26 protein-coding genes are annotated in these 26119 nt (G+C 55.5%); 23 read left to right on the top strand and 3 right to left on the bottom strand.

Features of this window, described 5'->3' with window-relative positions; all coding sequences use genetic code 11:
* Window positions 1-7 precede the first annotated feature (7 nt).
* From ptsP to I6L46_RS19920, 7 genes are all read left to right on the top strand, one after another.
* Window positions 8-2287 carry a phosphoenolpyruvate--protein phosphotransferase gene (gene ptsP, locus I6L46_RS19890; RefSeq protein WP_157161488.1) on the top strand — a complete coding sequence of 760 codons (2280 nt, stop codon included), beginning with the start codon at window positions 8-10 and terminating at the stop codon, window positions 2285-2287.
* 67 nt (window positions 2288-2354) lie between these two features.
* Window positions 2355-3179, top strand: coding sequence for a prolipoprotein diacylglyceryl transferase (lgt, locus tag I6L46_RS19895; RefSeq protein ID WP_031227775.1), 825 nt, complete (start codon window positions 2355-2357; stop codon window positions 3177-3179).
* A complete protein-coding gene (gene thyA, locus I6L46_RS19900) occupies window positions 3179-3973 on the top strand; it encodes a thymidylate synthase (RefSeq protein ID WP_005340427.1) in 795 nt (264 codons plus the stop codon). Before lgt ends, thyA begins: the two co-directional genes overlap by 1 nt.
* 223 nt (window positions 3974-4196) lie before the next feature.
* Window positions 4197-5387: a Na+/H+ antiporter NhaA gene (gene nhaA / locus I6L46_RS19905; protein WP_151286214.1), complete on the top strand. Its 1191-nt coding sequence runs from the start codon at window positions 4197-4199 to the stop codon at window positions 5385-5387.
* Window positions 5384-5791 (top strand): hypothetical protein, encoded by a 408-nt coding sequence (locus tag I6L46_RS19910; protein ID WP_005348920.1) that lies wholly within the window; start codon window positions 5384-5386, stop codon window positions 5789-5791. The genes nhaA and I6L46_RS19910 overlap by 4 nt, the downstream gene beginning before the upstream one ends.
* On the top strand, window positions 5778-6710 hold the full coding sequence (gene nhaR, locus I6L46_RS19915; RefSeq protein WP_005340434.1) for a transcriptional activator NhaR: 933 nt from the start codon (window positions 5778-5780) through the stop codon (window positions 6708-6710). The genes I6L46_RS19910 and nhaR overlap by 14 nt, the downstream gene beginning before the upstream one ends.
* 51 nt (window positions 6711-6761) lie before the next feature.
* Entirely contained in the window at window positions 6762-7064 is a 303-nt protein-coding gene (locus tag I6L46_RS19920; protein ID WP_013724128.1) for a metalloregulator ArsR/SmtB family transcription factor, read from the top strand.
* Window positions 7065-7113: 49 nt separating this feature from the next.
* On the opposite strand, the gene rpsT is transcribed toward I6L46_RS19920, so the two are convergent.
* Complete coding sequence (rpsT, locus tag I6L46_RS19925) at window positions 7114-7377, bottom strand: 30S ribosomal protein S20 (RefSeq protein ID WP_005308808.1); 264 nt, start codon at window positions 7375-7377, stop codon at window positions 7114-7116.
* 191 nt (window positions 7378-7568) lie between these two features.
* Here rpsT and murJ point away from each other — a divergent pair, with 191 nt between their 5' ends.
* The 12 genes from murJ (at window position 7569) to tapY2 (ending at window position 21464) form a co-directional block, all read left to right on the top strand.
* Window positions 7569-9128, top strand: a complete 1560-nt coding sequence (gene murJ / locus I6L46_RS19930) for a murein biosynthesis integral membrane protein MurJ (RefSeq protein ID WP_216976881.1) — start codon at window positions 7569-7571, stop codon at window positions 9126-9128.
* A gap of 158 nt (window positions 9129-9286) precedes the next feature.
* Window positions 9287-10261: a bifunctional riboflavin kinase/FAD synthetase gene (ribF, locus tag I6L46_RS19935; RefSeq protein WP_216978076.1), complete on the top strand. Its 975-nt coding sequence runs from the start codon at window positions 9287-9289 to the stop codon at window positions 10259-10261.
* Window positions 10261-13122, top strand: a complete 2862-nt coding sequence (ileS, locus tag I6L46_RS19940) for an isoleucine--tRNA ligase (RefSeq protein WP_216976883.1) — start codon at window positions 10261-10263, stop codon at window positions 13120-13122. Before ribF ends, ileS begins: the two co-directional genes overlap by 1 nt.
* On the top strand, window positions 13122-13619 hold the full coding sequence (lspA, locus tag I6L46_RS19945; protein WP_005340447.1) for a signal peptidase II: 498 nt from the start codon (window positions 13122-13124) through the stop codon (window positions 13617-13619). The genes ileS and lspA overlap by 1 nt, the downstream gene beginning before the upstream one ends.
* Entirely contained in the window at window positions 13616-14068 is a 453-nt protein-coding gene (gene fkpB / locus I6L46_RS19950) for an FKBP-type peptidyl-prolyl cis-trans isomerase (RefSeq protein ID WP_005340448.1), read from the top strand. The genes lspA and fkpB overlap by 4 nt, the downstream gene beginning before the upstream one ends.
* The gene (ispH, locus tag I6L46_RS19955; RefSeq protein WP_058057986.1) at window positions 14068-15003 is read left to right on the top strand and encodes a 4-hydroxy-3-methylbut-2-enyl diphosphate reductase; all 936 of its coding nucleotides are present in this window, start codon (window positions 14068-14070) and stop codon (window positions 15001-15003) included. Before fkpB ends, ispH begins: the two co-directional genes overlap by 1 nt.
* A gap of 110 nt (window positions 15004-15113) precedes the next feature.
* Window positions 15114-15518: a type IV pilin protein gene (locus I6L46_RS19960; protein WP_021230967.1), complete on the top strand. Its 405-nt coding sequence runs from the start codon at window positions 15114-15116 to the stop codon at window positions 15516-15518.
* A gap of 2 nt (window positions 15519-15520) precedes the next feature.
* On the top strand, window positions 15521-16087 hold the full coding sequence (gene pilV, locus I6L46_RS19965; protein WP_216976885.1) for a type IV pilus modification protein PilV: 567 nt from the start codon (window positions 15521-15523) through the stop codon (window positions 16085-16087).
* Window positions 16084-17079: a PilW family protein gene (locus I6L46_RS19970; RefSeq protein WP_216976887.1), complete on the top strand. Its 996-nt coding sequence runs from the start codon at window positions 16084-16086 to the stop codon at window positions 17077-17079. Before pilV ends, I6L46_RS19970 begins: the two co-directional genes overlap by 4 nt.
* Complete coding sequence (gene tppD / locus I6L46_RS19975; RefSeq protein WP_216976889.1) at window positions 17076-17513, top strand: type IVa pilus pseudopilin TppD; 438 nt, start codon at window positions 17076-17078, stop codon at window positions 17511-17513. The genes I6L46_RS19970 and tppD overlap by 4 nt, the downstream gene beginning before the upstream one ends.
* Window positions 17514-17523: 10 nt before the next feature.
* Entirely contained in the window at window positions 17524-21186 is a 3663-nt protein-coding gene (locus tag I6L46_RS19980; RefSeq protein WP_216976891.1) for a pilus assembly protein, read from the top strand.
* Entirely contained in the window at window positions 21183-21464 is a 282-nt protein-coding gene (gene tapY2, locus I6L46_RS19985; protein ID WP_042053348.1) for a type IVa secretion system protein TapY2, read from the top strand. Before I6L46_RS19980 ends, tapY2 begins: the two co-directional genes overlap by 4 nt.
* Before the next feature lie 27 nt (window positions 21465-21491).
* Here the strand turns inward: tapY2 and I6L46_RS19990 are convergent, their stop codons facing one another.
* Both I6L46_RS19990 and I6L46_RS19995 read right to left on the bottom strand, forming a co-directional pair.
* Complete coding sequence (locus I6L46_RS19990) at window positions 21492-22019, bottom strand: GspH/FimT family protein (RefSeq protein ID WP_042053349.1); 528 nt, start codon at window positions 22017-22019, stop codon at window positions 21492-21494.
* A 99-nt stretch (window positions 22020-22118) separates the two neighbouring features.
* On the bottom strand, window positions 22119-22637 hold the full coding sequence (locus I6L46_RS19995; protein WP_108612714.1) for a GspH/FimT family pseudopilin: 519 nt from the start codon (window positions 22635-22637) through the stop codon (window positions 22119-22121).
* A 146-nt stretch (window positions 22638-22783) separates the two neighbouring features.
* Here I6L46_RS19995 and I6L46_RS20000 point away from each other — a divergent pair, with 146 nt between their 5' ends.
* The 4 genes from I6L46_RS20000 to luxS are packed head-to-tail and all read left to right on the top strand — an operon-like array spanning window position 22784 to window position 25935.
* Complete coding sequence (locus I6L46_RS20000) at window positions 22784-24406, top strand: NAD+ synthase (RefSeq protein ID WP_042053351.1); 1623 nt, start codon at window positions 22784-22786, stop codon at window positions 24404-24406.
* Between the two features lie 9 nt (window positions 24407-24415).
* Window positions 24416-24754, top strand: coding sequence for a nitrogen regulatory protein P-II (gene glnB, locus I6L46_RS20005; protein ID WP_005308848.1), 339 nt, complete (start codon window positions 24416-24418; stop codon window positions 24752-24754).
* Window positions 24755-24813: 59 nt separating this feature from the next.
* Window positions 24814-25407 carry a hypothetical protein gene (locus tag I6L46_RS20010; protein ID WP_272951253.1) on the top strand — a complete coding sequence of 198 codons (594 nt, stop codon included), beginning with the start codon at window positions 24814-24816 and terminating at the stop codon, window positions 25405-25407.
* A gap of 18 nt (window positions 25408-25425) precedes the next feature.
* Window positions 25426-25935 carry an S-ribosylhomocysteine lyase gene (luxS, locus tag I6L46_RS20015; RefSeq protein WP_005340462.1) on the top strand — a complete coding sequence of 170 codons (510 nt, stop codon included), beginning with the start codon at window positions 25426-25428 and terminating at the stop codon, window positions 25933-25935.
* The last annotated feature ends 184 nt before the right edge of the window (window positions 25936-26119 follow it).

A 26119-nucleotide genomic window follows, 5' to 3' on the forward strand; every position in this document is an offset into this window, starting at 1 on the left:
AGATTAGTTGTTAACGGAACTGAGACGTATCGTCGAGAGCATGGCCGAGGCCAATACCCTCGAGCAGGCCTTGCAAGCATTGGTGAGCCAGACCCGGCACGCCATGGCAGTGGACTGCTGCTCCGTCTATGTCTCGGAACCCGAGGTGCGCCGCTATCGCCTGGCGGCTACCGACGGCTTGGCCCCGTCCGCAGTCGGCAAGGTGACCCTGCCCTACGAGCAGGGCATCGTCGGTCTGGTGGGTCAGCGGGAAGAGCTGATCAACCTGGCTGATGCCCCCGCGCATCCCAGTTTCAAATTCCTGCCCGATGTGGCCGAAGAGGCATTTCGCTCCTTCCTAGGCGCACCCATCATGCATCAGCGTCAGGTGGTCGGCATTCTGGTGGTGCAGCAGAAGGAGAGCCGCCGCTTTGATGAGGGGGAAGAGTCCTTCATGGTCACCCTGGCGGCCCAGCTGGCGGCGCGGATCGCTCAGGCGCAAGCCAAGGGGTGGTTGCAGAAGACCGACTGGAGCAAGCCGCTGCGCGGTATTGCCGGTGCCAGCGGCATTGCCATGGCTAAGGCCTGGGTGTGGCGGCCCCGCAAGGCGCTCTCGTCCATTACCCCGCGCAAGGATGAAGACCATGCCAGCCAGCTGGCGCGGCTGGAGCTGGCGGTTGAGGAAGTGCGTCACGACTTGGAGAGTCTGGCGCTGCGTTTTCGCGAGAGCTACAGCCAGGATTCGGTGGCGATTTTCGATATCTACCTCCATCTGCTGAACGATCCAGGCTATATCAAGCCCATTCGCAACAAGGTGAGCAAGGAGCACTGGACTGCGGTATCTGCGGTCAAGCTGATCAGCGATCGCTTGATCGAGCAGTTCAAGGGGATGAAGGATCCCTACCTGCAGGAGCGCTCCACCGACGTGAAGGATATTGCCCAGCGGCTGATCAGCCGACTGGTGCAGAATGAACCGGAACATATCTCCATCGGTGAGCCGGTGGTGCTGGTTGCCGATGAGGTGACCGCCACCATTCTGGCAGAAGTACCTCGCGAGTATCTGACCGGGGTGGTATCGCTCAAGGGGGGGACCAACTCCCACGCGGCTATTCTGGCCCGTGCCATGGGGGTTGCCGCCATCATGGGGGTGGATCTGCCTCTTGGCGACATCGGCGGTCGCATGCTGGTCGTCGATGGCTACAGCGGCGATCTCTTCATCGAACCCAATCAGGTGATCCTGACCGAGTATCGTCAGTTGCTCAATGAAGAGCGGGCACTCGATACCCTGGTGCGCAGTGCCGACAACCTGCCATCCGAGACGGCCGACGGCACCAAGGTCTCCCTGCTGCTCAACGCCGGTCTCAGCGCCGATACCGAGATCTCCCTCAATCAGCTGGCGGACGGGGTCGGTCTCTATCGCACCGAGATCCCCTTTATGCTGCAGGAGAGCTTCCCCTCGGAGTGGGAACAAACTGCCCGCTATCGCGGCATTCTGGAGACCTACCGCAACCGGCCGGTCTGCATGCGGACGCTGGATGTGGGCGGCGACAAGCCGTTACCCTATTTCCCCATCGTCGAGGAAAACCCCTTCCTTGGCTGGCGGGGGATCCGGATCACCCTGGATCACCCCGAACTGTTTCTGGTGCAGCTCAAAGCGATGCTGAGGGCTAGTGAAGGGCTGGACAATCTGGCCATCATGCTGCCGATGATCAGCAGCGTCAGCGAAATCAAAGCCTCCCGTCGTCTGCTGGATCAGGCGTGGCGAGAGGTGTCGGAAGAGGCGGCGAGCCGCGATGCGGTGATCCGCTACCCCAGCCTCGGGGTGATGATCGAGGTGCCCTCAGCCCTCTTTATCTTGCCGGAGATGGCGCCGCTCATCGACTTCTGGTCGGTGGGCAGCAATGACCTGACCCAGTACCTGCTGGCGGTAGATCGCAACAATTCCCGGGTTGCCAATATCTACGATGCCTTCCATCCTGCGGTGATCCGCGCCCTGCAACAGCTGGTTGATGCCTCCCACCGCTACCAGAAGCCGGTGTCGGTGTGTGGCGAGCTGGCAGGTGATCCGGTCGGTGTATTGCTGCTGCTGGCCATGGGCTATCGCCGCTTCAGTATGAACACCCACAACATCGCCCGGATTAAGTACGTGCTGCGTCAATCCACCCTGAGCGAGTTGACCGAACTGATGGCCGATGGCCTCAAACATGACAACCCCCATGTACTGCGCGGCCTGTTTGCCCGCTATCTGGAGGAGCATGGTTTGGGCGGTTTGCTGCGAGCCGGTCATAAATCGAAACAGAGTGATTGATAATCATGCCTTGTCCCTGCTGACGAATGATCGGAAAATGCGGCTTTTATTTTGACTGGGGCCGCATATGCAGCACGATGGATATTGGGTTTTCTCGCAGATTGATCCCGTAGCATTCAGTTTGGGACCACTATCGGTACGCTGGTATGGTCTCATGTACCTGTTCGGTTTCGCTTTTGCCATGTGGCTGGCTGGCCGTCGCGCCGATGCACCGAACAGCGGCTGGACCCGCAACGAAGTGTCGGATCTGCTGTTTTACGGTTTCCTCGGGGTGATCCTCGGTGGCCGTGTCGGTTACGTGCTGTTCTACAACTTCGATCTCTTCCTCGCGGATCCCACCTACCTGTTCAAGATCTGGACCGGCGGTATGTCGTTCCACGGTGGTCTGATCGGGGTGATCACCGCGATGATCTGGTTTGCCCACAAGACCAAGCGCCACTTCTTCACCGTGGCCGACTTTGTGGCACCGCTCATTCCGTTTGGTCTCGGCGTCGGCCGGATCGGCAACTTCCTCAACGGCGAGCTGTGGGGCCGGGTCACCGATGTGCCCTGGGCCATCATCTTCCCGGAGGCCGGCCCCGAGCCGCGTCATCCCTCCCAGCTCTACCAGTTCGCACTGGAAGGGGTGGTGCTGTTCATCATCCTCAACCTGTTCTGGCGCAAGAATCCGCCGCGCGGTGCCATCTCCGGCATGTTCCTGCTGTTCTACGGCCTGTTCCGCTTCCTGGTGGAGTTTGTGCGCCAACCGGACAGCCAGCTCGGTCTCTACTTCCAGGAGATCAGCATGGGCCAGATCCTCTCCACCCCGATGATTATCGCCGGAGCCCTGATGATCTGGGCCGCCTACAAGCGTCCGCAGTTGTTCGGTAATGCCGTGAAGGAGGCGAAATAATGCGAGCTTATCTCGACCTGATGCAGAAAATCCTCGATGAGGGGACCGTCAAGTCTGACCGTACCGGCACCGGTACTGTCTCCCTGTTCGGCCATCAGATGCGCTTCAATCTGGCGGAGGGGTTCCCGCTGGTAACCACCAAGAAGTGCCACCTGCGCTCCATCATTCACGAGCTGCTCTGGTTCCTCAATGGCGATACCAATACCGCCTATCTGAAGGAAAATGGCGTCAGCATCTGGGATGAGTGGGCCGACGAGAATGGCGATCTGGGGCCGGTTTACGGCGCGCAGTGGCGCTCCTGGCCTGCGGCCGACGGGTCTGTCATCGACCAGATCCAGAAGGCGGTGGATGACATCAAGCACAACCCTGATTCGCGCCGCATCATCGTATCCGCCTGGAACGTGGGCGAACTGGACAAGATGGCGCTGGCTCCCTGCCACGCCTTCTTCCAGTTCTATGTGGCGGACGGCAAGCTCTCCTGCCAGCTCTACCAGCGCAGTTGCGATGTGTTCCTCGGCTTGCCGTTCAACATCGCCAGCTACGCCCTGCTGACCCACATGATGGCCCAGCAGTGCAATCTGGAAGTGGGTGACTTCGTCTGGACTGGCGGTGATGTGCACCTCTACTCCAACCACATGGAGCAGACAGCTCTGCAGCTCTCCCGCGAGCCGCGCCCGCTGCCGACCCTGGTGATCAAGCGCAAACCTGACTCCATCTTCGACTACAAGTTCGAGGATTTCGAGATCGAGGGTTATGACCCCCACCCCGGCATCAAGGCGCCCGTCGCCATCTGACAGAAAGGCGCCATGAGGCGCCTTTTTTTATATATAAAAACATTTAAAAATCTCATTATTGGCTAACTTAGTTGTGAATATGACGCAGGCAAAATCTGTTCTAGGTAGGCCAGTTCTATTTTGCTTTCGATTTTTCCGAGGTTTTTGGCTGCAAGAAACGATTTTCCATTGGTTGTTGCAGGCTATAGACTTAAATTCAAGTAATTTTGTGGAAAAATTAACCATGAGTGACGTAATCAAAAAGTTCCTGAAGCTGGAGGCCGCCTCCGGAATTATTCTGATCATGGCTGCCATGCTGGCAATGATTTTAGCCAATACCGCGCTGGCTGGCGGGTATCAGGCGTTTCTCGACACCCCGGTGCAAGTGCGCATTGCGGCCCTCGACATCAACAAGCCGCTGCTGCTCTGGATCAACGATGGCTTCATGGCGATCTTCTTCCTGCTGGTTGGCTTGGAAGTGAAACGAGAGATGCTGGAAGGGGCGCTCTCGACCAGGGTTCAGGCGACCTTCCCGGCCATCGCGGCGGTGGGCGGCATGCTGGCTCCGGCCTTGATCTACGCCTTTTTCAACTATTCGGATGAAGTGGCGCGCGCTGGCTGGGCGATCCCGGCTGCGACCGACATCGCCTTTGCCCTCGGGGTGATGGCGCTGCTCGGCAAGCGGGTGCCGGTGAGCCTCAAGGTATTCCTGTTGGCGCTGGCCATCATGGATGACTTGGGTGTTATCATCATCATCGCGCTTTTCTATACCCAGCAGCTGTCGCTGGAGGCGCTGGCCATCGGTATTCTGGCAACCCTCACCCTGCTTTGGATGAATCGCCGTGGTGAGGACAGGATCAGCCTCTACATGCTGGTTGGCCTGGTGCTCTGGGTTGCGGTGCTCAAGTCTGGCGTTCATGCGACCCTGGCCGGTGTGGTAGTCGGTTTTATGGTCCCGCTTAACGGCAAGCGTTACGCCTCGCCGCTCAAGTATCTGGAGCACAAGTTGCACCCCTGGAGTGCCTATCTGATCCTGCCGCTGTTTGCCTTTGCCAACGCCGGGGTATCGCTGGAAGGGATTGGTCTCTCCTCCCTGCTGAGTCCGGTGCCTATGGGGATCATGCTGGGGCTGTTTATCGGCAAGCCGCTCGGGGTGTTCACCATCAGCTGGCTGTCGGTCAAGCTGGGCATCGCCCAGTTGCCGCCCGGGGTCAACTTCAAGCAGATTTTTGCGGTCAGCATCCTCTGTGGCATCGGGTTCACCATGTCGATGTTTATCGCGTCTCTCGCCTTCGAGCACGGTGGGCTGGATTACGGCAGCTACTCTCGCCTCGGGATCCTGGTGGGCTCCACCATGGCGGCGGTAGTCGGCTATCTGGCCTTGCGCATGGCCCTTCCCAAGGGTGAAGGGGAACAGAGTACGGAGGGACTATGAAGCTGCATACAGGGTTGTTGATGCTGTTGTTGAGCCCCGCGGCATGGGCCGGCGGGCTGGAGGATTGCAAGCAGGACGCCACTTCGGCGAACTGCTCTGCCTATCTCAACGGGGTGGTAGACAGCGCCCTGCTGCTGGGGGACAAGCAGGCCAAGGCGCGCTTTGGCGAGACCTTCTCCGAGCGGGCGCTGAGCAGCCGGGCTGGCGAGATGGTCAAGCGTTCCAACAAGCGTTATTGCGCTGACCGGATGCCGGACAAGGCACGCCTCAAGGCCAGTCTGATGGAGCAGTTTGGCGCGAACAAGGTTGACTCGGTTAGCGACATGTATGACATTCTGGCGGTTGAACTCAGCTGCTACCGGAGTCCGCGTCAAGCGGGAACCCCATCGGATGTCACACCTTAACTACAACCATCTCTACTATTTCTGGATGACTCAGAAGAAGGGCTCCGTTACCCAGGCAGCGGAAGCCCTTTTTTTGACCCCGCAAACCGTCACCGGTCAGATCAAGCTGCTGGAGCAGCGCCTCGGGGGCAAGCTGCTCAAACGCAAGGGGCGCTCTCTTGAGGCGACCGAGCTGGGCCAGCTGGTGTTTCGCTATGCCGACAAGATGTTCAGCCTCTCCTACGAGATGCTCGATATCGTCAACTACCGCAAGGAGAGCCAGATCCTGTTCGACGTCGGCATCGCCGATGCCCTCTCCAAGCGCCTTGCCAGCCGCGTGCTTCTCTCTGTCATCCCCAATGATGGTTCCATCCATCTGCGCTGTTTCGAATCGACCCATGAACTGCTGCTGGAGCAGCTGAGCGAGCACAAGCTCGACATGATCCTCTCCGACTGTCCGGTGGACTCCAGCCAGCATGCGGGCCTGCTCTCCAAACGGCTGGGAGGCTGTGGCGTCAGCTTCTTCTGCAAGGCGCCGCTGCCCGAAAAGCCCTTTCCCGCCTGTCTGGAAGAGCGCAAGCTACTGATCCCCGGTCGCCGTACTGCCATGGGGCGTCAGCTGACCCAGTGGTTCGAGCAGCAGGGTGTCTCCCCCAGCATTCTTGGCGAGTTTGATGATGCCGCTTTGATGAAGGCGTTTGGCTTCTTCAATCAGGGCATCTTCATGGCTCCTACCATCTATCGGGAGGAGATCCTCGAGGGGGAGGGGGTGATGCTGATCGGAGAGACCCAGGATCTGATGGAGGAGTATTACGTCATCTTCGCCGAGCGGATGATCCAGCATCCGGCGGTGAAGCGGGTCTGTGAGAGCGATTTTACCTTTCTCTTTTCCGGCCAGGAGAACTTCTCCGCCATCCAGCCGGCCACCCTGTCGTTTTAAAACGACCCGTCACCACGTATCATCGGCGATGAGTGGTAGAGGAGAGATGTGATGCAACTTGAAGAGATGGAAGCCAATGCGAGTAAAGCGGTGGCCTTGCTCAAGGCGCTGGCCAACGAGCGGCGGCTGTTTATTCTGTGCCAGTTGCTGGAGCGCGAACTGTCAGTGGGGGAGCTCAACGAGCGGTTGGGATTGAGTCAGTCGGCCTTGTCACAGCATCTGGCGCTGCTGCGGCGGGATGAGCTGGTGACGACGCGCAAAGAGGCTCAGACGGTCTACTATTCGCTGCGCAGCCATGAGGTGCGTGAAATGATCAGTTTGCTGCATCGACTTTATTGCAGCGCAGATAAATAAAAAACCGGCACTAAGGCCGGTTTTTTCAGCTTTGATCAGCAGAAGCTGATTAAGCCATAGCTTTGATCTGGGCAGACAGGCGGCTCTTGTGACGAGCAGCTTTGTTCTTGTGGATCAGGCCTTTGGTCGCCATACGATCCATGATCGGCTGAGCAACAGCGAAAGCGGCAGTCGCAGCAGCTTTGTCGCCAGAGGCGATAGCAGCAATGACTTTCTTCAGGTAGGTACGGGTCATGGAACGACGGCTGGCGTTGTGCTGACGGCGTTTTTCTGACTGAAGAGCGCGCTTCTTAGCAGATTTGATGTTAGCCAAGGTAAAACTCCTAAAACTGTCTTAGCGAGTGTATTGAAAAGGCCCGGAAATATGCCCTTCCAACCACATATTGTCAAATGATTTGTGCAAATAAACACCGCCTCCCGGTGGTGTGTCAGTAGGGAGACGGTTAAACTGTCGGCCGATTCTAGCAGCATTCTTTTCATTCTGACAGTTCCAGAGGCCTCGTCTTGAGTAAGAAATTGATCAAATCCGGCATGATAGTGTCCGGAATGACGCTGGCATCCCGCGTAATGGGCTTGGTTCGCGATGTGGTCATCGCAAATCTGCTCGGTGCCGGGGTGGCCGCCGACGTCTTCTTTTTTGCCAATCGCATTCCCAACTTTCTGCGTCGCCTGTTCGCCGAAGGTGCCTTCAACCAGGCCTTTGTTCCCGTGATGACGGAGTACAAGAAAAATGGCGACGAGGGGGAAGTGCGTGAATTGCTGGCGGCGGTTGCGGGCACGCTGGGGGGGATAGTGACTGTGGTCACCCTGCTCGGGGTGCTGGGGTCGGGTGTGCTGACCGCGCTGTTTGGCTGGGGCTGGTTCTGGGATTGGCTGCACGGTGGCCCCGCGGCCGAGAAGTTCGAGCTCGCCAGTCTGATGCTCAAAATCACCTTCCCCTACCTCTGGTTCATCACCTTTACCGCCATGGCGGGGGCCATCCTCAATACCTTCGGCCGCTTTGCGGTCTCGTCGTTTACGCCGGTGTTTCTCAACGTCACCATGATTGCGGCGGCCTGGTGGATTGCGCCACTGATGGACAAACCTGAGATCTCGCTGGCGATTGGTGTCTTTTTGGGCGGTTTGGTGCAGTTTTTGTTCCAGTATCCCTTTTTGCGCCAAATCAACATGCTGGTATGGCCCAAGTGGGGATGGAATCACCCTGGGGTGGTGAAGATCCGCACCCTAATGATCCCCGCCCTGTTCGGGGTATCGGTCAGCCAGATCAACCTGCTGGTCAACACCATGCTGGCTTCGTTTTTGGCGACCGGTGCCATCAGTTATCTCTACTACTCTGATCGCCTGCTGGAGTTCCCCCTCGGTCTGTTTGCTGTGGCCATCAGTACCGTGATCCTGCCTGCGCTGGCGAAGAAGCATGTGGATGCCGATCCGGCCGACTTCTCCCGCACCATGGATTGGGGGGTGCGGATGGTAATGCTGCTCGGCCTGCCCGCCATGATAGGCATTGCGGTGATGCGCGAGCCCATTTTGCGAGTGCTGTTCATGCGCGGCGAGTTCGGCCTGCATGAAGTGAGCATGTCGAGCGCGAGCCTGCTGGCCTCCACTACCGGTCTGCTCTCCCTGATGCTGATCAAGGTGCTGGCGCCCGGTTACTATGCCCGTCAGGACACCAAGACGCCGGTGCGGATCGGGGTGATGTCGATGATTGCCAACATGGTTTGCAACCTCATTTTCATCTACCCGCTCGGTTACGTGGGGTTGGCGCTCTCGACCGCCTGCTCGGGTACTCTGAATGCGGCCTTGCTGTTCAAGGGGTTGTACCAGCAGAGCGTCTATCGTCCCTCCCGCCATACCGGTGTGTTCTGCCTCAAGCTGCTGGTCGCCAGCGTGCTGATGGGAGGCGTGCTCGCCTATCTGTCGCCGGATCTGGCCCAGTGGGGTGCATGGAGCATGGGCAAGGCCAGTTTGCAGCTGACCATGCTGCTGTCGCTGGGGGCTGCGGTCTATGCCGTGGTGTTGCTACTGCTGGGCATTCGGCCGCGTCACCTTAAATCGGGGCAGTAGTAGTCGTGATCCTGCAGCGCCATGGGGATAGTGCCTCATGGCGCCGCCAAGGAGCGTGATTGGGCCCGGATAGTTGAAATCAGGCTATGAGGGCTGACCCTGCCTGCTGCCTGATATATAATCCGCCGATTTCCATGGCAGCAACGCACAAGGCACTGATGGAGCTTATTCGCGGCATTCACAATCTCAAGCCCCGTCACCGGGGATGTGTATTAACCATTGGCAACTTTGATGGGGTTCATCAGGGTCACCATGCGGTATTGGCACGTCTCAAGGAGAAAGCGGCCCAGCTGGGATTGCCCGCCTGCGTCATGCTGTTTGAGCCGCAGCCGCTGGAGCTGTTTGCCGGCACGGCTGCGCCCGCCCGGCTGAGCCGGTTGCGGGAGAAGTACGAAGCGCTGCAGGGGCTGCATATCGACCGCATGCTCTGTGTGCGCTTCAGCCACCGCTTTGCCGAGCAGGCGGCCTCGACCTTCATCGAGCGGCTGCTGGTCGAGAAGCTCGGAGTGCGCTATCTGGTGGTCGGCGACGATTTTCGCTTCGGCAAGGGGCGGGAAGGGGACTTCCACCTGCTGGAGGAGGCGGGCCATCGCTTCGGCTTCGAGGTGATCAGTACCCAGAGCTTCCAGCTCGAACGGCAGCGGGTCAGCAGCACCTTGGTGCGTGAAGCCCTCAAGGCGGGCCGCATGGCGGAGGTGGAGCTGATGCTCGGCCGCCCCTACACCATCAGCGGCCGGGTGGCCCACGGCGACAAGCTGGGGCGCACCATAGGTTTTCCCACCGCCAATCTGGCCCTCAAGCGTCAGGTGATCCCGGTCGGTGGCGTGTTTGCGGTGGAAGTGATATGTTCCGGCAAGACCTTCCCCGGTGTAGCCAATGTGGGTGTACGGCCGACCTTGAGCGGTACACAAGCCAGATTGGAAGTACATCTATTTGATTTTTCTGGTGATCTATATGGTCAGCAGGTCAAGGTGCTGCTTCGCCACAAGCTGCGCGAAGAGCAGAAGTTTGCCTCTTTCACTGCCTTGAAAGAGCAGATCGAACGAGATGCCCTGGCGGCCCGAGCCTGGTTCGGGCTGCCACAATTCAATTTACCCAGCACTCTTTTAGAAAAGAAGGGAACCCAGGACTGATGAGCGACTATAAACACACCCTGAATCTTCCGGAAACCGAGTTTCCGATGCGTGGCGATCTGGCCAAGCGCGAACCCAACATGCTGAAACGTTGGTACGATCAGGATCTCTACGGCGCTATTCGCCGCGCCAAAGCGGGCAAGCCTTCTTTCATTCTGCATGATGGCCCCCCCTATGCGAACGGCAATATTCACATCGGTCACTCGGTCAACAAGATCCTCAAAGACATCATCATCAAGTCCAAGGGCCTCTCCGGTTTTGATTCCCCCTATGTGCCGGGTTGGGATTGCCACGGTCTGCCTATCGAACTGAAAGTGGAAGGCATGGTCGGCAAGCCGGGCGAGAAGGTTTCCGCTGCCGAATTCCGCGCCGAGTGCCGCAAATACGCCAAGACCCAGATCGAAGCGCAGAAGACCGACTTCATCCGTCTGGGTGTGCTGGGTGACTGGGAACACCCCTACCTGACCATGGATTTTGGCACCGAAGCCAACATCATCCGCTCCATGGCCAAGATCGTTGAAAACGGTCACCTGCACAAAGGTTCCAAGCCGGTGCACTGGTGTACCGATTGCGGCTCCGCGCTGGCTGAAGCCGAAGTGGAGTACTACGACAAGAACTCTCCCTCCATCGATGTGCGCTTCAAGGCCGTTGATGAGGCGACCGTTGCCGCCAAGTTTGACTGCGCCGAAGGCCACACCGGCAAGGGCCCGATCTCTGCGGTGATCTGGACCACCACTCCGTGGACCCTGCCAGCCAACCGCGCCATCGCCATGCACGCCGACCTGGATTACGCACTGGTGCAGGTTGAAGGTGAGCATCCCGAGCGTCTGATCCTGGCCGCCGAGCTGGTCAAGGATGTGATGGATCGCGCCGGTATCGAGAAGTTCCACAATCTGGGTTACGCCAAGGGCGCCGCGCTCGAGCTGCTGCGCTTCAACCACCCCTTCTACAGCTTCGACGTGCCGGTGGTACTGGGTGACCACGTCACCCTGGATGCCGGTACCGGCGCTGTACACACCGCCCCTGGCCACGGTCAGGAAGACTTCGTGGTCGGTCAGAAGTACGGTCTGGAAGTGGCCAACCCGGTTGGCAGCAACGGTGTTTACCTGCCGGATACCGAACTGTTTGCCGGTCAGCATGTGTTCAAGGCCAACGCCTCCGTGATCGAAGTGCTGACCGAGCGCGGCGCCCTGTTGCATCACAAGGTGTTCAACCACTCCTATCCGCACTGCTGGCGTCATAAGACCCCTATCATCTTCCGTGCTACTCCACAGTGGTTCATCAGCATGGAGCAGAAGGGTCTGCGCAAGCGCGCACTGGAAGAGATCGAGCGCATCGAGAAGGACGGTATTGCCCAGCAAGGCCAGAGCGGCTGGGTACCGGCCTGGGGTAAAAACCGCATTCAGGCGATGGTCGAGAACCGTCCTGACTGGTGTATCTCCCGTCAGCGCACCTGGGGGGTGCCCATCTCTCTGTTCGTCCATAAAGAGACCCAGGAACTGCATCCGGAATCCGTGCGCCTGATGCACGAAGTAGCCAAGCGTGTCGAGCAGTCCGGCATTCAGGCATGGTGGGATCTGGACAAGGCGGAGCTGCTGGGTGCCGATGCCGACATGTACGACAAGGTGCCTGACACCCTCGACGTCTGGTTTGACTCCGGTTCTACCCACGCTTCCGTGGTTGATGCCCGTCCCGAGTTCAACGGCAAGCCGGCCGACATGTATCTGGAAGGTTCTGACCAGCACCGTGGCTGGTTCATGTCCTCCCTGATGATCGGCGTGGCCATGAAAGACAAGGCTCCCTACAACCAGGTACTGACTCACGGCTTCACTGTGGATGGTCAGGGTCGCAAGATGTCCAAGTCCATCGGCAACGTGGTCAGCCCGCAAGACGTAATGAACAAGCTGGGTGCCGACATCCTGCGTCTGTGGGTAGCGAGCACTGACTACACCGGCGAGATGACTGTCTCCGACGAGATCCTCAAGCGCTCTGCCGACGCTTATCGTCGTATTCGCAATACTGCCCGCTTCCTGCTGGCCAACCTGAACGGCTTCAATCCGGCGACCGACATGGTGGCACCTGCCGACATGGTAGTGGTGGATCGCTGGGCTGTGGGTCGTGCCAAAGCGGTACAGGCCGAGATCATGGCTGCATTCGACGAGTACAACTTCCACGGCGTAACTCAGAAGCTGATGCAGTTCTGCTCCATCGAGATGGGCTCCTTCTATCTGGATGTCATCAAGGATCGCCAGTACACCGCCAAGGCTGACAGCCTGGCCCGTCGCTCCTGCCAGACTGCCCTCTATCACATTGCCGAGGCCATGGTGCGCTGGATGGCGCCGATCATGAGCTTCACCGCTGATGAAATCTGGGCCCTGCTGCCGGGCGAGCGCGGCGAGTTCGTCTTCACCGAGGAGTGGTACGACGGCCTGTTCGGTCTGGAAGCGGGTGAATCTCTCAACGACGATTTCTGGGCCGAGATCCTCACCGTGCGTGGTGAAGTGAACAAGGCGCTGGAAGTGGCCCGTGGCGAGAAGCGTATCGGCGGTTCCCTACAGGCCGAACTGACCCTGTTCGCCAAGCCGGAGCTGGCTGCACGCCTGAACGCCCTGGCTGATGAGCTGCGCTTCGTGCTGCTCACCTCCAAAGCCAAGGTTGTGGAGGCTGACACTGCGCCGGAAGGCTCTGTGGCGACCGAGCGTGATGACCTGTGGTTGAGCGTGGCCCAGTCTGCTGCCGCCAAGTGCGACCGCTGCTGGCACCATGTAGAAGATGTGGGCACCATCGCGGGTCACGAAGAGATCTGTGGTCGCTGTGTGACCAACGTTGAGGGTGACGGCGAAACGCGTCAATTTGCCTGATGAACATGACTCAACATAAAAGCGGCCTGCGTTGGCTGTGGCTGGCAGTGCTGGCCTTTGTACTGGACCAGGCGAGCAAGCTCGCCGTGGTCAAGTTGCTGCCATTTGGTTACCCGGGGGTGGAGATCACCCCCTTCTTCAATCTGGTTCACGTCTACAACAAGGGCGCCGCATTCAGCTTCCTGGCTGATCAGGGGGGCTGGCAGCGCTGGTTCTTCGCGGTGCTGGCTTTTGCCATCTGTGGATTGCTGATCCACTGGCTGCGCAAGCAGTCGGTGACCCAGCGTTGGAGCGGTATCGCCTATTCACTCATCATCGGCGGCGCCCTCGGCAACGTCTTTGATCGACTGGTGTTGGGCCATGTGGTCGATTTCCTCGACTTCTACTGGCAGCGTGCGCACTGGCCGGCATTCAATCTGGCCGACAGCTTTATCTTTATCGGGGCCGCCATGATCGTGCTGGACGGTTTCCGTGGTGAGAAAAAGGAGCAGGCATGAGCCAGCAGATCACCGCTAACAGCAGCGTGCTGTTCCACTTCTCCATCAAGCTGGAAGATGGCTCGGTTGCCGACAGCACGGCGCTGCACGGCAAACCTGCCCGCCTGCGGATGGGCGATGGCAGCCTGACCCCCACCTTCGAGCAGTGTCTGCTGGGCCTGTGCGAAGGGGAGAGCAAGAGTTTTACTCTGGCGCCGGAAGAGGCCTTTGGTCTCTCCAATCCCGACAATATCTACCATCTCGACCGTGCCAAGTTTGGCGCCGAAGTGGAGCCAAAAGTCGGCACCATCATCCTGTTCGATCAGCCCAATGGCAGCGAGCTGCCGGGCATCATCCGGGCGGTAGCAGGAATGTCGGTGACGGTCGATTTCAACCATCCGCTGGCCGGTCATACCGTCACCTTCGAGGTGGAGATCCTGGGCGTTGATGATGAGGAGAAGGTGCATTAATGGATATTCTGCTCGCTAACCCTCGCGGTTTTTGCGCCGGTGTCGATCGCGCCATCAGCATTGTCGAGAGCGCGCTGGAGAAGTTCGGGGCCCCCATCTATGTCCGCCACGAAGTGGTGCATAACCGGTATGTGGTGAACAAGCTGAAAGAGGCGGGCGCAGTCTTCGTCGAGGAGCTGGACGAGGTGCCGGATGACAGCATCGTCATCTTCTCTGCCCATGGCGTGGCCAAGACAGTGCGCGAGATGGCCAAGTCCCGCGCCCTCAAAGTATTCGATGCCACCTGTCCGCTGGTGACCAAGGTTCATATGGAGGTGCATCGCGCCAGCCGCAAGGGCTCCGAAGCCGTGCTTATCGGTCATGCCGGCCACCCCGAGGTGATCGGCACCATGGGTCAGTACGAGAACCGTGAGGGTGGCATGTATCTGGTGGAGACGCCGGAAGATGTGGCCAAGCTCAAGGTGAAGAATCCGGATGACCTCTGCTTCGTCACCCAGACCACTCTGAGCGTGGATGAGACCTCTGACGTCATCGATGCGCTGCGCAAGCACTTCCCCAAGATCCAGGGGCCGCGCAAGGACGATATCTGCTACGCCACCCAGAACCGTCAGGATGCGGTGCGGGAGATGGCGGGGCTGGTGGACGCCATGCTGGTGGTGGGGTCTCGCAACTCCTCCAACTCCAACCGGCTGCGGGAGCTGGCCGAGAAGGTGGGCGCCAGGGCCTATCTTATCGACGATGCGTCGATGATCGAGGCGAGCTGGCTGGAAGGCGTGAAGGCGATCGGCGTCACTGCTGGCGCATCCGCCCCCGAGGTGCTGGTGCAAAACGTGATTGCGCGCCTGCGGGAGCTGGGTGGCAAGGTGGTTGCCGAGCATCCTGGCCGTGAAGAGAATGTAGTCTTTGAGGTTCCTCCCGAACTTAGAATAATTTGAGTGCAGCCAGGAAGGCTTAAGAATAAAGTGTGTTGATAATGACGCCGGGTTTGTTCAAGAGACAGGCTCGGCGTTAAACTTATGAAGCAGTCTGTCACCAAGGATGGGATATGATTGGATACTTTCGTGGCTTTTCTCTTATTGAGTTGATGATTGTCATCGCCATCGTGGCGATTCTTGGCACCATCGCTTATCCCGCCTATCAGCAATATGTGCTGACCAGTCATCGTGTCGAAGCCAAGAGCATGCTGTTGAATGCGGCCAATCGGCAAGAAACCTATTTTATGGATTTCAATCAGTATGCATCCTCTGCTGCTGCTCTTGGTATCAGTAGTGCATCTGAGAATGGTCTGTATCAATTATCCATTGCCGTATCAGGCAACACCTACACCTTGTCAGCCAGTGCTGGCTCGACGACAGCCCAAGCCAAAGATACCGATTGCACGGTGTTTTCCATTAATCAGTTGGGTGTCAAAAGTGCCTCTGGTGCAGCTAGCAATAGCTGTTGGGAATAACCATGGCCATTCATGTTTCATCACATGAGAGAGGATTCAGCCTGCTGGAGGTGATGATCACCGCTGTCATCCTGTCGCTGGGGCTGCTTGGTCTGGTTGCTTTGCAAACCCATTCCAAATTTGCCAGTTATGAAGCTCGTCAGCGTACTATCGCCAGTTGGTTGGCTAACGATATGGTTGAACGAGTACGGATAAATCGCGATAGCTGGACTGCATCCGGTGCAGTGACCGTCAATCTTGCCGCCAACTTGCCACGCCCTACATGCGCCGCTGCTGATGGCACAATCAGCGCGTGCAGTGCTGCAGATTTACGTAATGCCGACCTTCACTACTGGCAACAAGCCCTGCTTGGGGCCAGTGTTTCGGGGGCTGCATCCTCCCTGAATTCACCGATAGGCTGCGTGGTGCGGCGGGCCAATAATGTATTGGCTGTCGGGATATTCTGGGCTGGCAAGCAAGAGATATCTGATGGGGGGGCTGCCGCCGCAGCAACGCTGATCAATGAGTGTCAACTCTCGACAGCAAATAATCTTTCGAGGCGCCAGTTTATTCTGACGACGACTTTATGAATTCTCGCGGTTTCACGCTGGTAGAGTGGCTAGTCGCTATGCTGCTCGGTCTATTTTTGTTGGCGGGGGTATTCACAGTTTTTGTGATGTCTCGTTCCAGCTCTGAAGATGCCTTTGATCAAAGTGAATTACAGGAAAATGGTCGATTGGCCATTCGGCTGATTAGTCAGGATATCAAATGGGCCGGTTTTTTTGGCGCCTATACCGGCCAATCAACCCAGGTTGGCTCCTCACTGTCGCTCAGCACTGGCAGTACCATTTTATCAGCCAGTGATTGTCTGGATGAGCGCTCTGTCGGTAGTTTGCCATCACCTCTTGGGCCAATTCGCGGGCTTTGGGTTTCACGGGTCTCCGCAAGCAAAGGATTGAGTGGTTTTACTTGTATTGATGCCAACGATCGAGTGGCAAACTCCGATGTAATCAGTATCAAGCGACTGGTAGGGCGTCCTATACCAGCATCAGAGGGATTGGATACAAACCGCTTTTATATGGCAACCAATAGTCAGGAGGCGAGAGTCATCAAGGGGGGTGAAACCCGACCACTCTTTGGTGCCAATAATGAGAGCCAGATCTGGGAATACCAACACTACATTTATTACTTGTCGCAAGAAGATGGCATTCCTGTTTTGCGCAAGCGCTATTTGACCGTCAATGGTGGTTCTTCTCTTATTGGTGGCGCCATGGCTGAAGGGGTTGAACATATGGTGTTGATGTATGGTGTTGATGACTCCTTGATCCCTGATGGACGCATAGACAGATATATGTCAACGGACCAAATGACAACACAGCGCTGGAATGAGGGGCGAGTATTGGGGGCTAGGCTTTTCTTGCTGATTAGAGCCACTCGGGAATCAAGTCGCTATAAGAATAACAATAGCTATCAACTTGGTAATATTACGGTTAATGGTGGTGGTGATGGTTATCGCCGTCTGCTCTTGGAAAGCAGTATTGCATTACGCAATCAACAAATAACCACCCGAGGTGGAACATGAGATTGGTTAAAAAAAACCAGGGTGTAGCATTGATCGTTGCACTGGTTATTCTGGTTCCCTTGACTCTGATTGCGGTAGTCGTAATGCAATCCAGTGGTATGAGTCTGAAGATGGCGGGTTCTAGTGCCAGTTTGCAACGGGCGGAGCACGAAGTTGAAGGCACTCTGGAGTCTGCATTGAGCGATACTTCTCTCTCAACACAAATTGCTACACAGGCTATTGGGGTTTCAGCTGCAATAGGCACTACAACTCCAACTGCAACCCTGACAGTCAATACAGAAAGTGTATGCAAACGCAAATTTGAAGCCAGTAGCCAGAATGTAACACCAGCTTGTCGTTATGCTGAAGCCACCACATCCAGTACTTATGGCAAGGTGAATAGCCAAATGACCTTTACTGCCGGGGTAGAACAACCCTTGCTCAGTGCCAATTAGGGAGCCAGTTATGAACATAAGGAACTGTTTATTAACAAGCTTGCTGGTATTGTGTTGCGGAATATCAGGGGGATCTTTGGCGGTAGGTACTGGTTATTCAGATGATACCGAGTTGTTTATTTATGACTTTGCCAAGGCGGGGGACTTTCGCCCTAAGGTGCTCTTTATTTTCGATAACTCGGGGAGTATGAAAAATACAACCGAAGTTGCTAAAGAGCCTTATGACTCATCGATAAGTTATCCATCGTTGGCTAATGATCCAGATGTTAATAATAGCAATCGTTTCATCTATTTCTCCACTGATGGAAAAGTTCCCACTATCAACAGTACCAAACGTTTTAGTGAGAATTTAAATGCATGTGCGACATCTAAAGGCCCTCTAAATAATGTGGGCCGATTTCAGTCACGAGTTTGGGGATATGAAATATATGATAGAAATAGAAAGGGGCGTTGGCGTTCTCTAAATGATTTTGATATTTACAGTATAATAATTGCAGATTGCCAGCAAGATATTGATGAGCAAAACGCAAACAATCAATATTCAGGCCCATATTCAACATATATTGTTGATGGTTATCCCGTTGACAAGCCAAATCGCACAACGGGAAGCTGGTTTTACACATCAAATGTAGCCAATGCTCTTGATAGTGGTAGTTCTACCCAGATCTCATTATTTACGGCAAATTATGTCCGTTGGTATTACGGTAGTACAGGTGTGTCAACACAAACTCGATTAAAAGTTGCTCAGGATGCAGTCAAAGAACTGGTTTTGGCTACGCCAGCTGTCGATTTTGGTCTGGCAGTTTTTAACTACAATGATGGCAATGAACCAGGCAGTAGAAATGGCGGAAGAATAATCCGCAATATTGTAGGTAACGATGCCATCCTCACCTCTGGTAAAAGCGGTGCGCAGGATTTGATTGACAAGGTAAATAGTTTGAGCTCTGACACTTGGACTCCCTTGTGTGAAACACTATATGAATCATATAGATACTTTGGCGGTTTGGGGGTGTACTTTGGTGACGATGATGTAAATCGTACTCCCAAGCGGGATAGCAATGCTGAAGTAACATCAGGTATATATAAAACCCCCTATGATAAATGCTCCAATAATGGTTATATCATCTATATGACAGATGGTGAACCAACCAATGATAAAGCAGCAGATTCCCTTGTCGCTAACCTGATCAGCACGTTATCTACAGAGGATAAGGTTGCTTATGGCGGCTTGGTTAGTTATGGGTCTTCTGGTGAAAAAAGCTATCTTGCTGCACTTGCCGGATATATGAAAAACAATGATGTAAACACCTCGGCTATTGGCAAACAAACAGTCACAACATTCACCGTGGGTTTTGGAGATGAAGCAATTAAGGGGGCCGGTGCATTATTGGCAGAGACCGCTCGTCGTGGTGGGGGTAAATACTATCCGGCAACCGATGCAACCCAACTTAACGAAGCATTAAAATCATCATTATTAGCTATCTTGAAAATGAATACCTCGCTGGTCTCTCCCGCCATTGCCACTAATAACTTTGACCGTACTCGCAGTCTGAATAATATTTATTATGCAATGTTTGAGCCTGGTTCTGGTCCACGATGGAAGGGAAATCTTAAAAAGCTGGTTCTGAATCCAGATAAGGGTTATGTAGTCGATCAGAGTGGCTTACCTGCGATATCCAGTGATGGAACAATTCTTGAATCAGCAAAAACCTATTGGTCATCCACCAGTGATGGTAACAAGGTTGCCGAGGGTGGGGTACAAGAGATACTGGCGGCTAAAACCAATCGCAATCTTTATATTATTCCCCCTTCCACTAATACATTAACTCCCTTTAGCAAGTCTATTCTTGAGGGCATGGCAGGCGGGGCGACGCAGCTACGCACTGTCATGAAGCTTGATAGTGCGGATAGCATGGATGACCTGCTTAATTGGACCAAGGGGATTGATGCGTTTGATGAGAATCAGGATGGTGATAGAACAGATAATCGGGAGCATATTCTTGGTGACCCTTTGCATTCACGGCCATTAGTGATCAACTACGGTTGTACAAGGTCGACAGGACAGACTACATGTACACCTGACTTGCGCATCGTGATGGGAAGTAATGCCGGCTTCTTGCATATGTTTAAAGACAGCGGCACCACGGTTGATGAAAGCTGGGCCGTTATGCCCTATCAATTTATCGCGAATCAGAAAGCGCTGCGAGAGAACCTGGACTCATCAGTGCATCTCTATGGTGTGGATGCATCGCCGACAGTGCTGGTCAATGAGCAAGTAAAAGATGGTCATATCAAGTCGTCACAAGGTGACAAGGTGTGGTTATTCACTGGGCTGCGGGGTGGTGGCAAGGCCTATTATGCGTTGAATATATCCAATCCGGACTCCCCTTCGCTGATGTGGCGGTTGGATAAAAACAGCGCCGGTTTCAGCAAACTAGGCGAGACCTGGTCGATCCCCGAGGTTGCGTTTATTCCCGGTTATTACACAGAAACCAATGGTAAAAAAACTTATAAGCCAGTCCTGATATTCTCTGGAGGTTATGATCAGGCCAAGAGCTATTTGGGCCAGGGGGCTGAAGACAGTGAAGGGTTGGGTATTTATATCGTGGATGCTGAGGTCGGCACGCTGTTGTTCAGCTTTACCCCGGATGCGGCTAGTGCAACCAACAAACAGGTTGCAGGCATGGTTTATAGTATGCCTGGCGCTGTTTCTGTGCTGGACAGCGATGGAGATGGTGTATCTGATCGGGTTTATGCGGGTGATACCGGCGGCCAGATCTGGCGCATCGACATGAAGGGGACAGAAAAATCCAAATGGACTGCCATCAAGTTTGCCAGTTTGGGAAATGCACATTTAAGTGGAACTACCAAGAAGCTGGAAGATGATCGCCGTTTCTTTACCCAGCCCGTATTGGTGCGCACCATTAATAAAGGTTGGAAGTATGATGGTACAAATTATCTTTACAGTGAGCGTCCGTTTGATGCCGTATTGATAGGCAGTGGTGATAGAAACCGCCCCTCCTCGGAGGCGACAACCCAAAATGTGTATGTGATGCTACGTGACTACAATGTTAATCCAACCTTGTTTGGGGCAACGTCTGAACCAGCTGTGCCATCAAGTATCACACTGAACGATCTCTACGATGTGACCAGCGATCCCTTTACGGGTTTGAATGAAGAGCAGATTGTAAACACCACCAAGGCGTTGACCAGCAAGTTGGGATGGAAATTCTGGCTCAATGAAAGCGGTGAAAAATCAATGGGGGCTGGTTTGGTGTTGCAAGGCAAGCTCTATTTCACCTCCTTCTTGCCTCAGGTACAGGACTTCCAACAATGTACGATTCAATCGATCGGTGCCATGCGCCAATATATGATTGATATGCACTATGGCACTTCTTTCAAATATGTACTGGATAACAACAATCAGGAAGTTATTCAGCGTTACGTAGAGGTGCAAAATAAGGTTGCTGATGATCTGGTTATTCATGGTGGGGATGATGGCCGGATCAGGATTATAGGTGGTGCTCCGGGCAAGGAGGTCATCCTCAAAGATGATGGGAAGGGAGAGCCTGAGCGCTGTACCGGTGAAGGAGAATGCTCACAAGGTGCGGAAGAGGCAAAAATGGATATGTCTCCCAAGAAAATCTATCTGTATGAAGGAGAACAGGGATGAAACGCATGCTGCTCTGGTGTGTGAGCTTGCCCTTGTTGGTTCATGCCCAAACGGAAGACATAAAATGTTATGTCACTCTGGAAGGTGGCGTGCAGATGGTGTTGCAGCAACCGGTAACTGATACGAGCAAGGCAAATCTGGTCAGGGTGTTTAAACAGAAAGGTTATGAGATTGATGGGGTGGTACATCTTGTCACAGAGGTAATCGAGTGCGTTCCTTTGGCGGCTACCTTTTCGCTGGCTGATGCAAAAAAACAAGATGAAATCCAACCCAGATAACGTTGGTTATTGAGTAGGGTAAAGGGGCTAAGAACAACTCAGCCCCTTTTTTTCGCTTCTGCTTCTGCCGGATGGGGAAACGATGATATCGACTCGAGGTGCCTGGTCGATACAAAACCGGAGTGTCATGTTGGTGCCAATCGCAGTGCCATCTGGACTGAATCGCACAAATTGTCGATTGGCCGTCACGGTATGTTTTTCAAGAAAGGGTTCTGTTGCTGATAACAAGATATCGCCATTTGCAATATCGAACTGGCGATCCTGATTGATGTCGAGAAAGACAAGCATGCGCTGGGCGCCAGCTTGATTTGCGAGTACGCAGCTTTCTTTTGTGGAGTTCCTGACAGGCATGGCAAGACATGCCGTGACGGGTTGCTGCTGTGTGATGGCTTGTCGTTGGCCGAAGATCAGGTGGTCCTGCAGGTTTCTTGTGTAGATGTCGCTGTCGGTAGATGTCAGCAGATTTGCCAATGACGGCAGTCCTAATGTCAGCAGGATGGTTGTCAGGCTTGCCGATATCAAAAACTCAAGCAGGGTAAATCCATTTCGTGCCATAGCGTATGAGTCCTTATTCAAAGGAGACTCTAAGCATAGCTATTGGATTGAAATGGATCCTTTTTGTGCTCGTGTGTGTTTCGCGGTAGTTAATGCTGGTCATGGACATACTGCACCACTTGCCTGGCTATGGGCACGCCCGGCAGGCATAACTTCAATCTGAACGCCCTTTTCGCCGCTTACACAGAGTGAAAAGATGACCTCGCTGTCAGACGTAATGGTGCCATCTGGGGTGAAGCGCAGCGCCTGTGCATCTGCAGAAATGGCCAGTTCTGCAGGAAACTCTGGACTTGCCGTCAGAGTTGTTTCGCTGCCATTGAGCTTCTGATCGCTATTAGTATCGATAAAAGCGATCTGCCGGGTCGCTCCATTTTGATTGGCAGTAACGCACTCTTCTACAGAATTATTGATAGTGGTCAGGCAGAGAGTAACCGTTTGCTGGTTAGAGATAGCCTGTTGTCTGGCATAGTTTAAGTGGTTGAGAAGGCTTTTTTCCTGGGTCGCCAAATTATTGCTGCCAAGCAGGTTAGAGAGGGAAGGAATACCAATCCCCAACAGAATGACGCCCAGCGCAATGGCTATCATCAACTCCATCAGGGTAAATCCGGCGTTTTTCATATCTGCGAAGGCCTGTCGTTCCGTGACTATCTACAGCTTATCCTTCCCGCAGGTTGCTGTCACACGGTTACGCCTGTCTTGAACTGGCAGATTGCCCCCCTTTTCTTTATCATTCCCCATCATTTTCGAATTCAAGATGCATCGCCATGGCAAAAGCCCTCTCTCTGATGCTTGCCCAGTTGAATCTGACGGTAGGCGCCATCGAAGATAACACTGACAAAGTGCTCGCTGCTGCGGCTCAGGCCGAACAGCAAGGTGCCGATCTGCTCGTCTGCTCCGAGCTGGCCCTGACCGGTTATCCACCGGAAGATCTGCTGCTGCGCGCCGATCTGATGATGCGGGTCGAAGCCGCGTTGGCTCGTGTTGCCGAATGGCAGGGCAACTGTGCCATTTTGGTGGGGCATCCCTGGCGTGAAGGGGAGGCGCTCTACAACGCGGCGTCACTCTATGAGCAGGGCAAGCTGATTGCCCGTTACTTCAAGCAGGACTTGCCCAACTACGGCGTGTTTGATGAGAAGCGCTACTTCACCGCGGCAACCGAGACCTGCGTGGTGCCGTTCCGTGGTCACCAGCTGGGGCTGCTCATCTGTGAAGATCTGTGGCAGCCGGGCCCGGCGCTGGCCGCCAAGGCGGCGGGTGCCGAGCTGCTGCTCACCATCAATGCGTCGCCCTATGATCAGGAGAAACCCTGGATCCGCCGCGAGCTGATGGCGGAGCGCTGCGATCAGACCGGTCTGCCGCTGGTCTACCTCAATCAGGTGTGCGGTCAGGATGAGCTGATTTTCGACGGCTGCTCCAAGGTGTTCAGTAGCCAGGGCGAGTTGACTCACAAGCTGGCCCCGTTTGCCGAAGAGCTGGCGCTGGTACGTTTTGCTGATGGCCAGCCGGTGAAAGAGTGTGAACCGGCTGCGCCGCTTGAGCCGTTGGCAGAGACCTATCAGGCGCTGGTGCTGGCAGTGCGCGACTACGTTACCAAGAACGGCTTCCACGGCGCTGTGCTGGGTCTCTCCGGTGGGATCGACTCGGCGCTGACGCTGGCCATCGCGGCCGATGCCATCGGGGCCGACAAGGTGCAGGCGGTGATGATGCCGTTCCGCTACACAGCACAGATGAGTGTGGAAGATGCCAAGGAGCAGGCCGAGCGGATGGGGGTTGAGTTCAACATCATCTCCATCGAGCCGATGTTCGAAGGATTTATGACCCAGCTGGCGCCGCTTTTTGAAGGCACCGCCCGCGATACGACCGAAGAGAACCTGCAGGCCCGCTGCCGCGGCGTGCTGCTGATGGCGCTCTCCAACAAACGTCGTCGTATCGTGCTGACCACTGGCAACAAGAGCGAAATGGCAGTCGGTTATGCCACGCTGTACGGTGACATGGCGGGCGGTTTCGACGTGCTGAAAGATGTGCCCAAGACGCTGGTTTTCAAGCTGTGCGAATATCGCAACTCGGTTGACTACGTGATCCCGCAGCGGGTTATCGACCGCCCCCCTTCGGCAGAATTGGCGCCGGATCAGGTGGATCAGGACAGCCTGCCGCCATACGACATCCTCGATGCCATCCTCAAACGTTACGTGGAAGAGGATGCCTCGGTCGCCGACATGGTGGCAGAGGGCTTCGAGGAGGCGGTGGTGCGCAAGGTGATCCGCCTCGTGGACCTCAACGAATACAAGCGCCGTCAGGCGGCGGTCGGGCCCCGCATTACGGCTCGCAATTTTGGTAAGGATCGCCGTTACCCCATTACATCCGGGTTCGGCAAACAGAACTGGTAAGGAGTCACCATGAAGAAGATTGAAGCCATCATCAAACCGTTCAAGCTGGACGATGTGCGCGAGGCCCTGGCCGAGATCGGCATCAACGGCATGACCGTATCCGAAGTCAAAGGCTTCGGCCGCCAGAAGGGCCATACCGAGCTCTATCGCGGCGCCGAATATATGGTCGACTTCCTGCCGAAAGTGAAGGTGGAGCTGGTGGTGCAGGACGAGGATCTCGATGCCTGTCTGGAAGCGATCCAGAACACCGCCCGTACTGGCAAGATTGGTGATGGCAAGATCTTCGTCTGCGAGGTGGAGCGTGTCATTCGTATCCGTACCGGCGAAGAGAACGAAGACGCGATCTGACCTTGGCTATCTCTTTACCTGACCAGCGGCGTGAAGCGCGACCTCATTTGATGGGGTGGATGCGTTTTGCTGTGGTCGCCAGCCTGTTGGCGGGCCTGACCGCCTGTAGTACCCGTCCACCGGCTCAGCCGGAGAATCTGTGCCAGATCTTTCGCGAGAAGCCTGACTGGCACAAGGCCGCGCTCAAGATGAACGAGAAGTGGGGGACGCCGATCCATGTGGTGATGGCCATGATGTATCAGGAGTCCTCTTACGTACATGATGCCCAGCCGCCGATGCAGTATTTCCTCTTCATCCCGACCGGGCGGGCCAGTTCGGCTTATGGTTATGCTCAGGTCAAAGATGAAACCTGGGCGGATTACCAGCGGGAAACCGGCAACAGCTGGAGTGACCGCGATGACTTTGCCGACGCCATCGATTTTATGGGTTGGTACACTAACAAGGCCCAGCGGCTAAATGGCACCTCCAAGTGGGATGCCTATGGCCAGTACCTCAACTATCACGAAGGGTGGGGTGGCTACCGGCGTGGCAGCTATCGCAGCAAGGGGTGGTTGATGAAGACCTCTCGCAAAGTGGAAGCTCGCGCCCAGCGCTACGGCGCCCAGTACCGTCAATGCAAGGATCAGCTCTCCCGTGGGGGCTGGTTCTGGTAACCAAATCAGGAGTCAGAAATGCCGTTATTGGACAGTTTTACCGTTGACCACACCCGTATGGAAGCGCCAGCGGTGCGTGTGGCCAAGACCATGCAGACCCCGAACAAGGACACCATTACTGTGTTCGACCTGCGTTTCTGCGTACCGAATCAGGAGATCCTCTCCGAGCGCGGTATCCATACGCTGGAGCACCTGTTCGCCGGTTTTATGCGTGATCACCTGAACGGCAATGGCGTGGAGATCATCGATATCTCCCCCATGGGTTGCCGTACCGGCTTCTACATGAGCCTGATCGGCGCGCCGGACGAAGCCCGTGTTGGCGCAGCCTGGCAGGCAGCCATGAGCGACGTGCTGACCGTGCAGGATCAGGCCAAGATCCCCGAGCTGAACGAGTATCAGTGCGGCACCTACAGCATGCACTCGCTGGAAGAGGCGCACGCCATCGCCCGTCATGTGCTGGAGCGCGGTATCGGCGTCAACCACAACGACGAGCTGGCCCTGCCGGAAGAGAAGCTGAAGAGTCTGTGAGGCTGATGAGCTGCCGCTCATCAGATAACCTTTTCAGGATATGTTAAAAGAGCCGGTCAGCCATGCTGACCGGCTCTATTTTATTCAGCCCGATCGCGGTTATGGGGATGACTTGCTCCTCTTGCTGACTCTGATTAGGATGGTTTTTGACCTGAACCTGTTGGCGGAGGTGTGACGATGAAAG

The organism is Aeromonas sp. FDAARGOS 1416 (assembly GCF_019048085.1).
Classification (GTDB): Bacteria; Pseudomonadota; Gammaproteobacteria; order Enterobacterales; family Aeromonadaceae; genus Aeromonas; species Aeromonas veronii.

Coding starts and splice junctions, on each gene's coding strand:
- I6L46_RS19995 (WP_108612714.1), bottom strand. CDS start 22,637: ATGAAAAACGCCGGATTTACCCTGATGGAGTTGATGATAGCCATTGCG.
- tppD (WP_216976889.1), top strand. CDS start 17,076: ATGAGATTGGTTAAAAAAAACCAGGGTGTAGCATTGATCGTTGCACTG.
- thyA (WP_005340427.1), top strand. CDS start 3,179: ATGCGAGCTTATCTCGACCTGATGCAGAAAATCCTCGATGAGGGGACC.
- glnB (WP_005308848.1), top strand. CDS start 24,416: ATGAAGAAGATTGAAGCCATCATCAAACCGTTCAAGCTGGACGATGTG.
- nhaR (WP_005340434.1), top strand. CDS start 5,778: ATGTCACACCTTAACTACAACCATCTCTACTATTTCTGGATGACTCAG.
- luxS (WP_005340462.1), top strand. CDS start 25,426: ATGCCGTTATTGGACAGTTTTACCGTTGACCACACCCGTATGGAAGCG.
- tapY2 (WP_042053348.1), top strand. CDS start 21,183: ATGAAACGCATGCTGCTCTGGTGTGTGAGCTTGCCCTTGTTGGTTCAT.
- I6L46_RS19980 (WP_216976891.1), top strand. CDS start 17,524: ATGAACATAAGGAACTGTTTATTAACAAGCTTGCTGGTATTGTGTTGC.
- I6L46_RS20000 (WP_042053351.1), top strand. CDS start 22,784: ATGGCAAAAGCCCTCTCTCTGATGCTTGCCCAGTTGAATCTGACGGTA.
- ispH (WP_058057986.1), top strand. CDS start 14,068: ATGGATATTCTGCTCGCTAACCCTCGCGGTTTTTGCGCCGGTGTCGAT.
- I6L46_RS19990 (WP_042053349.1), bottom strand. CDS start 22,019: ATGGCACGAAATGGATTTACCCTGCTTGAGTTTTTGATATCGGCAAGC.
- I6L46_RS19960 (WP_021230967.1), top strand. CDS start 15,114: ATGATTGGATACTTTCGTGGCTTTTCTCTTATTGAGTTGATGATTGTC.
- fkpB (WP_005340448.1), top strand. CDS start 13,616: ATGAGCCAGCAGATCACCGCTAACAGCAGCGTGCTGTTCCACTTCTCC.
- ribF (WP_216978076.1), top strand. CDS start 9,287: ATGGAGCTTATTCGCGGCATTCACAATCTCAAGCCCCGTCACCGGGGA.
- I6L46_RS20010 (WP_272951253.1), top strand. CDS start 24,814: ATGCGTTTTGCTGTGGTCGCCAGCCTGTTGGCGGGCCTGACCGCCTGT.
- I6L46_RS19970 (WP_216976887.1), top strand. CDS start 16,084: ATGAATTCTCGCGGTTTCACGCTGGTAGAGTGGCTAGTCGCTATGCTG.
- pilV (WP_216976885.1), top strand. CDS start 15,521: ATGGCCATTCATGTTTCATCACATGAGAGAGGATTCAGCCTGCTGGAG.
- I6L46_RS19920 (WP_013724128.1), top strand. CDS start 6,762: ATGCAACTTGAAGAGATGGAAGCCAATGCGAGTAAAGCGGTGGCCTTG.
- nhaA (WP_151286214.1), top strand. CDS start 4,197: ATGAGTGACGTAATCAAAAAGTTCCTGAAGCTGGAGGCCGCCTCCGGA.
- I6L46_RS19910 (WP_005348920.1), top strand. CDS start 5,384: ATGAAGCTGCATACAGGGTTGTTGATGCTGTTGTTGAGCCCCGCGGCA.
- ileS (WP_216976883.1), top strand. CDS start 10,261: ATGAGCGACTATAAACACACCCTGAATCTTCCGGAAACCGAGTTTCCG.
- lgt (WP_031227775.1), top strand. CDS start 2,355: ATGCAGCACGATGGATATTGGGTTTTCTCGCAGATTGATCCCGTAGCA.
- lspA (WP_005340447.1), top strand. CDS start 13,122: ATGAACATGACTCAACATAAAAGCGGCCTGCGTTGGCTGTGGCTGGCA.